The 12,451-nt window shown below is 69.0% G+C and carries 11 protein-coding genes and 1 pseudogene; 5 read left to right on the forward strand and 7 right to left on the reverse strand.

Translation table 11 applies throughout. The features are described 5' to 3' along the window. A pseudogene (locus tag ACAM49_RS23030) lies at positions 1–201 on the forward strand (LLM class flavin-dependent oxidoreductase); the annotation flags it as partial. On the opposite strand, the gene ACAM49_RS23035 reads toward ACAM49_RS23030, so the two are convergent. Beyond that, the gene (locus ACAM49_RS23035) at positions 202–603 is read right to left on the reverse strand and encodes a hypothetical protein (protein WP_369637624.1); all 402 of its coding nucleotides are present in this window, start codon (positions 601–603) and stop codon (positions 202–204) included. A gap of 271 nt (positions 604–874) precedes the next feature. Between ACAM49_RS23035 and ctaD the strand changes: the two genes are divergently transcribed. The 3 genes from ctaD (at position 875) to ACAM49_RS23050 (ending at position 5,354) form a co-directional block, all read left to right on the forward strand. Continuing rightward, positions 875–2,614: a cytochrome c oxidase subunit I gene (gene ctaD, locus ACAM49_RS23040; RefSeq protein WP_369637625.1), complete on the forward strand. Its 1,740-nt coding sequence runs from the start codon at positions 875–877 to the stop codon at positions 2,612–2,614. 145 nt (positions 2,615–2,759) lie between these two features. Continuing rightward, on the forward strand, positions 2,760–3,662 hold the full coding sequence (locus tag ACAM49_RS23045) for a zinc-binding alcohol dehydrogenase family protein (RefSeq protein WP_369637626.1): 903 nt from the start codon (positions 2,760–2,762) through the stop codon (positions 3,660–3,662). 150 nt (positions 3,663–3,812) lie between these two features. Beyond that, a complete protein-coding gene (locus tag ACAM49_RS23050; protein ID WP_369637627.1) occupies positions 3,813–5,354 on the forward strand; it encodes an AMP-binding protein in 1,542 nt (513 codons plus the stop codon). Here the strand turns inward: ACAM49_RS23050 and ACAM49_RS23055 are convergent. Continuing rightward, positions 5,309–7,570, reverse strand: coding sequence for a M20/M25/M40 family metallo-hydrolase (locus tag ACAM49_RS23055; RefSeq protein ID WP_369637628.1), 2,262 nt, complete (start codon positions 7,568–7,570; stop codon positions 5,309–5,311). The two genes, ACAM49_RS23050 and ACAM49_RS23055, sit on opposite strands and share 46 nt — an antisense overlap. Before the next feature lie 41 nt (positions 7,571–7,611). After that, on the reverse strand, positions 7,612–8,373 hold the full coding sequence (locus tag ACAM49_RS23060) for an SDR family oxidoreductase (protein WP_369637629.1): 762 nt from the start codon (positions 8,371–8,373) through the stop codon (positions 7,612–7,614). Positions 8,374–8,493: 120 nt separating this feature from the next. Here ACAM49_RS23060 and ACAM49_RS23065 point away from each other — a divergent pair, with 120 nt between their 5' ends. Continuing rightward, a complete protein-coding gene (locus ACAM49_RS23065) occupies positions 8,494–9,336 on the forward strand; it encodes a helix-turn-helix transcriptional regulator (RefSeq protein ID WP_369637630.1) in 843 nt (280 codons plus the stop codon). A gap of 15 nt (positions 9,337–9,351) precedes the next feature. On the opposite strand, the gene ACAM49_RS23070 is transcribed toward ACAM49_RS23065, so the two are convergent. The 4 genes from ACAM49_RS23070 to ACAM49_RS23085 all read right to left on the reverse strand — a co-directional run bounded on the left by ACAM49_RS23070 (position 9,352) and on the right by ACAM49_RS23085 (position 12,444). After that, entirely contained in the window at positions 9,352–10,344 is a 993-nt protein-coding gene (locus ACAM49_RS23070) for a cation diffusion facilitator family transporter (protein WP_369637631.1), read from the reverse strand. 62 nt (positions 10,345–10,406) lie between these two features. Beyond that, complete coding sequence (locus ACAM49_RS23075; RefSeq protein WP_369637632.1) at positions 10,407–10,583, reverse strand: hypothetical protein; 177 nt, start codon at positions 10,581–10,583, stop codon at positions 10,407–10,409. A 256-nt stretch (positions 10,584–10,839) separates the two neighbouring features. Beyond that, positions 10,840–11,496, reverse strand: a complete 657-nt coding sequence (locus tag ACAM49_RS23080) for a hypothetical protein (protein ID WP_369637633.1) — start codon at positions 11,494–11,496, stop codon at positions 10,840–10,842. A gap of 141 nt (positions 11,497–11,637) precedes the next feature. After that, the gene (locus ACAM49_RS23085; protein ID WP_369637634.1) at positions 11,638–12,444 is read right to left on the reverse strand and encodes an alpha/beta fold hydrolase; all 807 of its coding nucleotides are present in this window, start codon (positions 12,442–12,444) and stop codon (positions 11,638–11,640) included. Positions 12,445–12,451: the final 7 nt, after the last annotated feature.

The raw sequence follows: 12,451 nt of genomic DNA on the forward strand, positions 1-12,451 counted from the left end.
GTCCCCGCCCTCATCCGCCGCGCCTACGTCATCGACCCCACCATGACCCCCGCCCAGCTCACCGAGGTCGCGCTCACCCACGGCATCAGCGAATTCCTGCTCCCCGTAGATCCCGAAGGCGAAGCCGCCACACACCATTTCGCCACCGAGACCGTGCCCGCCGTCCGCGCCGCCGTGGCCGCCTCACGCGCCGGGCACTGATCAATGCGCTCGGAAGAACCGGTTGTGCATGATCTGGCGGATGGGGGAGAGGATGCCGTCGAAGCTGACCCGATCCGACCGGACCGTATGCATGCTGGCATCCCCGCGCTTGGGGTCCTCGCAGATCACCCGCAGCTTCTTGGCATCGGGGCGCACCGTCGGGAGCGTCAGCGTGACCGTCCCGTCGGAGCCGACGGTGCCCCACGGCCCGCTCACGTCGGCGGCCGCGATCTGGCACTTGTTGCCCGGCTTCTCGCCGGTGACGCGCGCGGTCACGGTGGCGCGGTCGTGAATGACGGCCTTGGGCTCATCGGTGGCGGTGGCCGCTCCCGCGGCGAGCAGGGTCCCGAGGGTGCCGACCACGGCTGCGGTGGCGATGCGGGTGCGCGTGGAACGAGACATGATTCAGATATTGAATCGCGGCATATGAGGATTTCGTGACAGCGCCAATGAATCGTGCGTGAACGACGGCGCAACACTGGCTCCCTCGGCGTGTGAGATCACCGATGCCGATGCAGGCTCGAAGATTGCCCTGCAGTATCTTCCATTTCGATCCCGATTCACCCCACCCGGAGTGTTTTCGGCGAAGATCGATTTGCTGTAGGTACGCTGTGCGCCGTTCTATGTGCCCCGATTGGTAGAGCTGGACGGAACCCCTCCCGAGGAGGACGTGGTGACAGCAGTTGCTCCAAAGCCCGAACAGAACGTCGAGTGGGACCGCCCGTTCCTGGCGCGAGGCGGCCTGAAGGGCTCGTTCATCTACAAGGCGATCACCACGACCGACCCCAAGATGCTCGGGATGATGTACCTGACCACGGCCATCACCTTCTTCCTGATCGGTGGCGTGCTGGCGCTGCTCATGCGCGCCGAGCTGGCCCGACCGGGCATGCAGTTCCTCTCGACCGAGCAGTTCAACCAGCTGTTCACCATGCACGGCACGATCATGCTGCTGTTCTACGCCACGGCGATCGTGTTCGGCTTCGCCAACGTGATCCTGCCGATCCAGATCGGCGCGCCCGATGTGGCGTTCCCGCGCCTGAACGCCTTCAGCTACTGGCTGTACCTGTTCGGCGCGACCATGGCCACCGCCGGCTTCATCACCCCGGGTGGCGCGGCCGACTTCGGCTGGACCGCGTACACGCCGCTGTCGGACATCGTGCACTCGCCGGGCGTCGGCGGAGACCTGTGGATCCTGGGTCTGGCCGTCTCGGGTCTGGGCACCATCCTGGGTGGCGTCAACATGATCACCACGGTGGTCTGCCTGCGCTGCCCGGGCATGACGCTGTTCCGGATGCCGGTCTTCGTCTGGACCATCTTCGTGACGAGTTTCCTTATCCTGGTGGCCTTCCCGATCCTGACCGCCGCGCTGTTCGCGCTGGCCTACGACCGTCACCTGGGCGGGCACATCTACGACGCCGCGAACGGCGGATCGATTCTCTACCAGCACTTGTTCTGGTACTTCGGCCATCCCGAGGTGTACATCATCGCGCTGCCGTTCTTCGGCATCGTGTCGGAGGTCTTCCCGGTCTTCAGCCGCAAGCCGATCTTCGGTTACACCACGCTGGTCTACGCGACCTTCGCGATCGCGGCGCTGTCCATCGCGGTGTGGGCGCACCACATGTACGCCACGGGAGCCGTGCTGCTGCCGTACTTCTCGTTCATGACCTTCCTCATCGCGGTCCCGACCGGTGTGAAGTTCTTCAACTGGATCGGCACCATGTGGCGCGGTCAGCTGACCTTCGAGACGCCGATGCTGTGGGCGGTCGGCTTCATCGTGACGTTCCTCTTCGGCGGTCTCTCGGGTGTCATCCTGGCCAGCCCGCCGCTCGACTTCCATGTCTCCGACTCGTATTTCGTGGTGGCGCACTTCCACTACGTGCTCTTCGGCACCATCGCCTTCGCGACCTTCTCGGGCATCTACTTCTGGTTCCCCAAGATGACCGGCCGCATGCTCGACGAACGCCTGGGCAAGTGGCATTTCTGGGCCACCTTCATCGGCTTCCACACCACGTTCCTGGTGCAGCACTGGCTCGGTGCCTCGGGTATGCCGCGCCGCTACGCCGACTACCTGCCCGGCGACGGATTCACCACGCTGAACACCATTTCCACCATCGGCTCGTTCATTCTCGGCGCGTCGATGCTGCCGTTCGTGTGGAACGTCTTCAAGTCCTTCCGCTACGGCGAGGTCGTGACCGTGGATGACCCGTGGGGCTACGGCAATTCGCTGGAGTGGGCGACCTCGTGCCCGCCGCCGCGGCACAACTTCTACGAGCTGCCGCGGATCCGTTCGGAGCGTCCGGCATTCGAGCTGCACTACCCGCACATGGTCGAGCGCATGCGCGCCGAGGCCCACGTCGGGTGGGGTTCGGGTCACCACAACGCGGTGGTCGAGCGCGAGAAGGTCGACAGCTAGTTCGTCCAGCACCTCGGCGCGGCGGTCGTCTCCGGACGGCCGCCGCGCTTTTTTAGGTTTGACACACGAATCTTGCTCGGGCTAAATTTAGGTCGAACCTAATAAGCTCGACGGCATCGTCGGGTTCGATCGAAAGGCCTTACCGATGCGCAAGATTCAGTTCTCCGGTCGCCGTCCCGCCGTCGTCACCGCCGCCGAGCCGGTGCCCGCCGCGGGGCAGCTGCTGGTGCGCTCGGAGCTGGCGGGCGTGCACCTCGGCCTGGTGCGAATGCTGGGGCGTGACAACGGTCCCGACGGCGGTGAGATCGTCGGGACGGTCGTCGCGGCCGGACCGGACCTCGCCGAGTGGGTCGGCAAGCGGGTCGGGGGCGTGGTCTTCGAGGGCGCGTACGCCGAATTCGCCCTGGCCATGCCGCAATTGATGACCGAGATCCCGGCCGAGGTCGAGGCCGCGGACGCGCTGGCCCTGGTGCGCGGCGGTGTCATCGCACTCGGTCTGTTGCGGACCGCGCACTTCGCGCCGGGGGAGTCGGTGCTGGTCACCGGTGCGGCCAGCGGTGTCGGCCATCTCGCGGTGCAGCTGGCGAAGGCGCTGGGCGCGTCGCGGGTGATCGCGGCGGTCAGCAATGCCGACAAAGCCGACTTCCTGCGCGACTGCGGCGCGGACGAGGTGCTCACCTACGACCAGGTCTGGACCGAGAAGGTGGACATCGTGCTGGACGGCGTCGGCGCGGACATGGTGCAGCGCGGCGTGGAAACCCTTGCCCCGCACGGCCGTCTGATCGCCTTCAGCGCCTTCGGCGGCAGCGTCGACGCCAACACGCTGCTGGGCGAGCTCAAGACGGTGACCGGCTTCTCCATGGGCCTGCTCAGCCGCACCCGTGTCGATCTGCTGGACGCCTGGCGCGCGGAACTGTGGAAGCTGCTGGCCGAGGGCCGGATTCGCCCGCGCCACACCGCGCTACCGCTGGCGGAGATGGACGCCGCGCTCGAACTCATCGAGACCCGCCGCAATCTGGGCCGCGTCGTGGTCCGCACCGGGTTTTGATCGCATGTCCACATAACACCTGATCATCCGTCGTCGGCGGCGCGCGGGAATAGCAGTGGACTTGCTGTCCCCGTGCTGTACTGTCCGCAGTCGGAGCGCGAAACCGCCGCGCTCACGCGCAATCCGCAGGTCTCGACTCCGGGAGGGACAATGCTCGCCGATTCTCCGGATGTTTGCGATACCGCCCCGCCGGGCACCGTCCACACCCCCGAGTCCGCCCGTTCCGGCGACTCCGTCTTCGAATGGCAACGGCAGCTACGGAAATGGAACGACACCAGCACCGCCGTCGCGCTGACGCTACCCCAGCTGCTCACCCGCGCCGCGTCGTATGACCCGGAGGCCGCGGCCGTGGTGTGCGGGGGAACCACCCTCACCTATCGCGAGCTGACCGAGCATTCGAACGGTCTGGCGCGCAGGCTGATCGGCGCGGGCATCGGCCCGGAGGATGTGGTGGCCGTGGCGCTGCCGCGCTCCCCGGAGTGGGTGGTGGCGGTGTGCGCGGTCGCGCAGGCCGGGGCCGCCTTCCTGGCCGTCGACCCGGACGCCCCGCCCGCCCGCATCGCGCCGATCCTGCTGGATTCCGGTGCGGTCGCCGGGATTACGAGCGATTACCGGCGCGACCAGCTGCCCGCCCTGGCTTCGGGGGAGTGGCTGTCGGCGCCCGTCGTCGGACCGATCGAGCGGTTCGGGAGCGACGGTGACGACCCGCGGGTGCTCGACGCGCGAGCACGCGAACTGCTGGCGGAGGGCGCGCACGCGCCGCTGCGCCGGACCAGCGGCGAGAGCGCGCCCGGCGCGGCGGGGGTGTGGTCGGCTCCGCTCGCGGAACCGATCACCGACGCCGAACGGGTGCGGCCGCTGCGACTGACGCATCCGGCCTACGTGGCCTATCCGCACGAGTCGAGCGGCATCGTGCGGGGCGCGACCCTCACCCACGCTGGACTCGCCAATCTGGTGGTGACCCAGGCCCAGCGCTGCGACTCCGACCCGGACGCCCGGGTGCTGGCCGCCGCCGCGCCGGGGCGCGACGCCGCGGTGTGGGAACTGTTGCTGGCCTTGGCCTCCGGTGCGGCGCTGGTGGTGGCCCCGGCCGGACCGTACGCGGGCGCGGACCTCTACGAGCTGATGGCCGACGCCCATGTCACCCACGCCGTGCTCACCCCGCACATCCTGGCCACGCTGCCGGGCGCGGAGCCGCTGCCGGACCTGCGGCTGCTGGGCACCGCGGGCGCGGCCTGCCCGGCCAAGCTGACCGGAATCTGGTCGCACGGGCGGTCGTTCGTGAGCGGTTACGGCTGGTCCGAGGCGGGCCTGTGCTCGACCATGAGCCGCCCGCACCAACCGGTCGCACCGCATGCCGCGGTGTCGATCGGCGGCCCGGTGGTCGGCACCCGCTGCTATGTCCTGGACGAGAAGCTGAACGAGATGCCGCCCGGCGTCATCGGCGAGATCTATGTCGCCGGACAGGGATTGGCGCGCGGCTACCACCGCCGGTCCGGGTTCTCCGGCACCCGGTTCGTGGCCGATCCGTTCGGCTCCCCGGGCGAGCGCATGTACCGCACCGGTGAGCTGGGCTGCTGGCGCGGCGACGGCGAACTCGACCATCACGGCCGGCTCGGGGCCCTGCCGATCGGGCAGCTCGTCGGCTACGGCAATGCCACCGTCCTGAATACGGTCGCGGCGCAGTCCTGACGGAAGTCGATGTCGCCCGGCGGATTCGGCAGCGCGTCGAGGTGTGAGTCCGGGAGCCAGGAGTAGTCGGCCAGCCGCAGCGTGAGCGGTCCGGCCGGGGCGACCAGCTCCACCTCGATGCCCTCGGCCGGGATGCCGTGGAAGTGGAATCCATCCGCGGGCACCGGGGTGATCTCGCGCCCGGCGACGCGCAGGGAACGGAACGCGCTGTCCCACTTCAGGTCGATGCGGGTCGCGGCGCGCGGTGAGGTCAGTCGCAGGCGCACGGTGCGGGTTCCGGCGTCGGTGGTGTCGGCGAGGACCTCGGCGACCGGGGCCGGAAGCTGTTGCACCGGTGCGGGTCCGCTCGACACCATCTTGTCCCACAGTCCGTCGTAGCGGGGTCCGGGCGCGCTGTCGGTGACGAAGGCGCGGGTCCAGTCGTCGGGTGCGAGCGCCGAGATCCACCGGGCCTCACCGCGATCCGCGTCCAGGGCGTAGCCGAGCTGGGTGCGGCGCGGATGCTGATCGTCGACCCGGTCGACGGCCAGTCCGGCCGCGGTGAGGGCGGCGACGATCAATACGGCGGTGAGCGGCACCGGCCAGCCGCGCCGCTGCGGCCAGGACGGGACCAGGACCAGCAGGAGCAGTCCGCCGAACAGCACCGTCACCGGCGCGACCAGGAACGGTGCGGTGCCGAGCCCGGCCTGGATCCCGGACCAGACGGTGAGTCCGGTGAAAATGGCTGTGGGAATCAGGAATACGGTGAGCAGCGGCAGCCGCCACCGGTCGGGCACCAGGAAGGTGAGGGCGACGCCGAGCGCGGCGGCCGACGCGGGCACCACGAGCATCTGGGCCGCGGCGGGGGCGAACGCGGTGAACACCACGCCGATCAGCGCCGTCCCGGTCAGCAGTCCGACGGGAGCGGCGGTGGGTCCGAAAACCCGGTGCGCGAAGGCATACCAGGCCAGCAGGACCGCGATCGACACCGCCAGCACCGCGAGATGGTAGAGCTCGGGCCGGAATGGATCGACCGGGGCGTTGGCGAACCGCGGCCGGATCTCCCGCAACAACAGCAACAGTCCGACGGTGGCGGTGATGGCGAGCGGAACGGTCAGCAGCGAGGTAATGGCCGCCAGGACAACGCGTTTGATCGACGCCTCACCGGTGCGGCGCACCTGCCGGATGGTCCACGCCACCGCGAGTACCAGCACCACCGCCAGCGCGATGATCACCCAGACCGGCACGACCACCAGCAGACCGAACGGTAGCGGGAAGAACGCCGGATTCGAGGAGTCGCCCATGTCGCGCAGGTCCTTGCCGCCGAATTCCCTGGTCTGGGCGAGAGTGTTGTCGCCGAGCTGCTGCAGCGTCGCGAGATTCACGTGCGCCGGATCGTCCAGCCGCGAGTGGTAGTAGGCGCTCTTACCGACGAAGGCCCAGTCGAGGACCCGCAGCCCGCCGGGCTTGAACGAGGTGAAATCGGTATTGCTCGAGGTCGCGTCGCCCGCCACGGACGTGGTCGCCGAGTCACTGTTCGGATGCGGAACCGAGTCCGCGACCGCCTCGATGAGCGCGCCCTCCGGTCGGGTCAGTCGCCACAGCAGCGCCGGGCCGCCCGCGCCGCGGGCATCGTGGTTGATCATGACGCTGTGCTCGCGGTCGTAGCCGCCCTCCGCGACAAAGGCTTCCGCGCCGAGCAGGCCGGGTTCCTCACCGTCGGTGAACAATACGACCAGGTCGTTGCGCAGCACGTTGGTCCGGCTCTCGCGCACCGCCCGGACGGCCTCCAGGATGGCGGCCACACCCGCGCCATCATCGTTCGCGCCGGGCGCGGAGGGCACCGAGTCATAGTGGGCGACAAGGTAAACAGTGCCGGTGGGATCGTTGCCCGGGATCCGACCGATAATGTTCTGCACCAGGCCGATATTGGGATCGTCCCGGTGCAGGTCGCCGGGGAAGCGCCCGATGCCGGTGCGAACCTCGGTCTGCGCCCCCAGCTTCCGCAGCTTGTCCACGAGAACGTCCCGGACCCGGTCGTGTTCGGCGGTCCCGACCGGATGGGCCCGCTGGGCGATCTCGTCGATGGTGCGCAATGCCCGTGGGGCGCTGAACACATCCACCGGATCGTCCGCGGGCCGATACCCGTGCGGCTGCTGCGCCCACGCGGTGGCCACCACCACCGCGAGGAGCAGCGCGAATGCCAGAAATCCCGAAACTCCTCGACCCACCCGCATGATCTCGATAGTAGGCACGAGATCCCGAGGGCCGGGTTTCCTCAAGCCTGCTGGGTGGGCAGGACGATGACCTGGCGCAGGTTGACGTGCGCCGGGCGGCTGGTGGTGTAGGCGATCAGATCGGCGATGTCGTCGGCGCGCAGCGACTCCATGAACTGGAACATGCCGTCCAATTGCCCGCTCAGTTCGGCATTGTCGATGTGGTAGCCCAGTTCGGTATCGGTCAGGCCGGGCTCGATATTGGTGACGCGCACCTTGCGCGCCCCCAACTCCGCGCGCAGCCCCGCCGACAGCTGGGTGATGGCGGCCTGGGTGGCCCCGTACACCGCGTAGCTCGGGAAGGGCACGTGCGCGCCGATGGAGGAGATGTTCACCAGATCGGCGGCCCGGCCCGCGTCCCCGGCGGCCAGCAGATCGGGCAGGAACGCCCGGATCATGCGCAGCCGCCCGGCCACATTGGTCTCCAGCATCCGGGTCCACTCGTCCTCGCGGCCGTCGGCGATCGGGTTGGGCAGCATCACGCCCGCCGAGTTCACCACCAGATCGACCGGACCGAAGGCCGCGCGTACGGCCTCGGCGGCCGCGGTGACGCTCGCCGAATCGGTGACGTCCACCGCCACCGCCAGCGCCGTCCCGCCCTCGGCCTCGATCTTGGCGGCCAGGGTCTCCAGCCGGTCCGCGCGCCGCGCCAGCAGCGCCACCTTGGCCCCGTTGCGGGCCAGCAGCAGTGCGGTGGCCTCGCCCATGCCGCTGGCGGCTCCGGCGATGACGGCGGTGCGACCGGACAGGTTCTCGTAGCTCATTTTCCGTGCTCCTTCGCGTTCTGCGTTGTGCACTCATCCTGCGAGCGCGCAAGGAGCCCAGCGAGGGTTCAACCTTTCCTGGGTCTGCCGGTACCAGGATGAGTTCGTAGGCTGGATCCCATGCAGAACGATCTCGGCGATTTCCTGCGCTCCCGCCGCTCCCGCATCCAGCCCGCCGACGCGGGCCTGCGCGAATACGGCCGCCGCCGGGTGGCCGGGCTGCGCCGGGAGGAGGTGGCGCAACTGGCCGGGGTCAGCGTCGACTACTACATCCGGCTGGAACAGGGCCGCGGCAAACACGTTTCGGACGCCGTGCTGGACGCGGTGGCCCGCGCGCTGCGCCTCGACGAGCCCGAACGCCTGCACCTGTACGCGCTGGCCCGCCCGGGCGGCACGGTCGACTCCCACCCCACCACGGCCTCCGGCGTCTACCGCGACACCGTCGCGCCGGGTGTCCGCCTGGTGCTCGACGCCCTCGCCGCACCCGCGTTCGTGCTGGGGCGGCGCATGGACGTGCTGGCCTGGAATGCCCTGGGCGACTTGGTCTCCGGCTTCTCCCGGGTCCCGGACAGCGAACGCAACCAGGCCCGCTACCTGTTCCTGGAACCCGCCGCGCCGGTCTTCTATCCCGACTGGGAGCGGGTGGCCGCCGAGACCGTCGCCTTCCTGCGCCGCGACGCGGGCCTGCACCCCGACGATCCCCGCTTGACCGCGCTGGTCGAGGAGTTGTCCGAGCGCAGCCCGGACTTCGCGCGCCTGTGGGCCGCGCATCCGATCAAGGAGAAGACGCGCGGCGCCAAGCTGATCCAGCACCCCGAGGCGGGACGGCTGGAACTCGGCTACGAAACCTTCGCGCTGCCGGGCGATCCCGATCAACTGCTGGTCGTCTACACCGCCGAGCCCGGCTCCCCGGCCGCGGCGGCCCTGGCCCGGCTGGCCGAACGGCATCCCGTCACGGCCTGACCGGGATCCGCCGGATCAGTTGGTGGAGATGGTCTTCCGGTGTACCGGCCCGTGCGGCTCGGCGCAGTGCGGCTCGTGATCGTGATCGATATCGTCCGGGCACTCGTCGTGATCGGTGAAGTCGACCTGCAGCACCGCGTGATCGATGTGATGCTTCTCGGCCAGCATGTGGGCCACCGCCGCGCGCACCGACTGACTGTCCGCGCCCGGCGCGACCAGGATGTGCGCCGACAGCGACGGGACACCCGAGGTGATCTCCCAGATGTGCAGGTCGTGCACCTCGACCACGGAATCCACCGCGGCCATCTCGCTGCCGATCTCGATCGGGTCCAGGTAGCTGGGCGCGGCCTCGAGGAAGATGCGGCCCGACGCGCGGACCAGCCCGACACCCGCCTTGACCATGAGCACCACCACGATCAGGGTGGCAATGCCGTCCGCGCGGGTGAAGCCGGTGAGCATGATGATCAGACCGGCCACGGCGGTGGCGATGAACGCGAACAGGTCGTTGAGGATGTGCTGGTACGCGCCCTCGACATTGAGGCTGGTCCGGTTGGCGCGGCTGATCATCCAGCTGGCCAGCACGTTCACCACGATGCCGACCAGGGCGGTGACCAGCACCAGGCCGCCGGTGACGTCGGGCGGATCGATGAGCCGGCGAATGGCCTCGTAGGTCAGCCAGGCCGCCAGGCCGAGCAGGGTCAGGCCGTTGGCCTGGGCGGAGAGGATCTCGGCGCGCTTCCAGCCGTAGGTCATGCGGCCCTCGGCGGGCTTGGCGGCCAGGCGGATCGCCCACAGCGCCAGCACGATCGAGGCCGCGTCGGTGAGCATGTGCGCGGCGTCGGAGAGTAGGGCCAGCGATTGCGCGAGCAGGCCGACCACGACCTCGCCGAGCAGGAACGCGACGATCACCGCGAGCGCGCCGGCCAGCCAGCGCTTGTCGCTGTCGGCGGTCGCGCCGTGGGAATGCCCGTCGTGTCCGTGCCCGTGTGAATGCCCGTGGTCGCTCATAACCCTCCTTCGGTGGTGCCCCGAGATACCATATGCACGAATCGCTATGTATGCAATATTTGCTATGAGTACTCGCGGAACGTCATGAGGAAACCGGCCGCCGCGACCAGGAAGAGTGCGATGAATCCGATCGCCCGCAGCCAGATCCAGGGCCAGTCCCGGACCCACAGCCCGGTGAGCATGGCCCCGCTCAGCATCAGCACTCCGTAGAACGGCGTCCGCTGCGGATGGCGACCCATATCTCCTGCATACGCCTGTTCGCGTGATCGGTCATGCGCGGCACGCCCGCGAAAGCGCGAGGAGTAGCCGAGCCCGCCCCGTCGCCGCACGTCCACGCCCAGAATCGGGGCGTGGACGCAATCCTGACAACCATCGGTGTGGTCGTGGCGGCCGGTGTGGCGGGGGCGGCCTATGCGGCCTTCCTGGTGCTACGCGGGCGCAAATAGGCTCAGCGGGCGCAAATAACCGCTCCGGCAACGGTTGTCGGCCGACCGATCAGTCCACCACCACGGGCCACGGGTAGAAGGCCAGGTGGATCAGCAGCACCACGAGTCCGGCGAGCAGGATGGCCGCGACCGGGTGGGCGCGGCGCTCCAGGTACCCGACGGTGCGAAAGAGCGTGGGGAACGGCACATCTCGGCTGAAGAACATGGCCAGGATGCTGGGGACGATCACCCACATCAGGGCGATCAGGCCGTAGAGCACGTACGCGCCCAGGTAGGAGTGCCCGTGCATGCCGCGGTCGGCGGCGGCGAACAAAACGCCGAAAACGTAGGTGCCGACGGCCGTCAGCAGGTAGCCCGCGCCCAGCGGCGTGATCAGCGAATCCGATTTGGTGACACGGCCGTTCGCGGTCAGGGTGCGCCCGCCGACCTCCTGCACGACCGGTTCGGGCGGCGTGGCCAGTTGCGGGACGGCGTAGTAGGCCACCAGCACGATCACCGCTACCACGACCAGCCGGACCCAGGCGTGCTGGGTCTCGAGGTGCCCGATCGTGTTCGAGATGGTCGGCCAGCTCGCCAGCGAGAACACCGATGCCAGTTCGGACACGGCGATTGCCAGACCCGCGAGGCCCCACATGCAATAGCCCCAGAATTCCACCGAGCGTCCGGCCGTTGTCGGGCCGGCGGCGCTGCCGACTTGCTCACTCATGATGCCGGTTTATCACTGAATACGCGGCCTACCTGCGGAGATGTGTAGTCGATACGCAGTTGGGACGGCCTTGACACCTCGCGGTACCGGATGGTCGGTCCGGGGCCGGAGGTGTCGGTCGCGCGATATTCGCGGAGGCGGTCAGGCGGCGCGGGTGTGGCGATCGAAGAACTCGGTGATCGCCTTGGCGAACCCCGGCCCGTCCTCGAGCGGCAAGGCGTGTCCGGCGTCGAATTCAAGGCATTCGGCGGCGGGAATGGCATGGGCTACCTCGCGTTGTTCGGCGATCGGCACGATCTGATCCTGGGCGCTGGCGAGCACCAGTGTGGCAGAGCCGATGCGCGGCAGCAGGTCTCGGATATCGGCCGAACGGTCGGCGGCCACCTGAACGGCATGCGCCGGCCTGATCAGACCGGCGAACGCGGCAACGGTCTGCTCGAATTCGTCCGCGCCCCACAGCGCGAGGGTCTCCGGCTTCAACACCGTCAACGGCAGCAGCCGGGCCAGCGCGTCCTGATCGGTGCGCAGCAGGTGCTGCCACAGATCGAACTGCGCGGCGGCGCGGGTCCCGGTGGCCGCCCAGGGGGCATGCAGGACAAGCGCGTTCACGCGATCCGGATGCCGGGCCGCCAGCGCGGCCGCGGCCACGGCACCCAGGGAGTGACCGGCCAGATGGAAGGTGGTCAGCCCGGCATGGTCGGCGGCGGCCAGGACCTGGTCGGCGAGATCCTCGACGCTGACCTCGTCGGGCCCGGTGGTCGCGCCCGATCCCGCGAGATTGGGGGCGACGACGGTGTAGCGGTCGCTCAGCAGGGCAATCGATTCGGCCCAGTTGGCCTCGGCGTGGGCGAAGGTGCCGTGCACCAGGACTACGCCCGGACCGGTTCCGGCGACGAGGTATTCGACGGAGCTGGGACCATTGCTCAATGTGACGGGTGCGAAGGGCATTTGGGGA

The organism is Nocardia sp. JMUB6875 (assembly GCF_041154655.1).
GTDB lineage: Bacteria > Actinomycetota > Actinomycetes > Mycobacteriales > Mycobacteriaceae > Nocardia.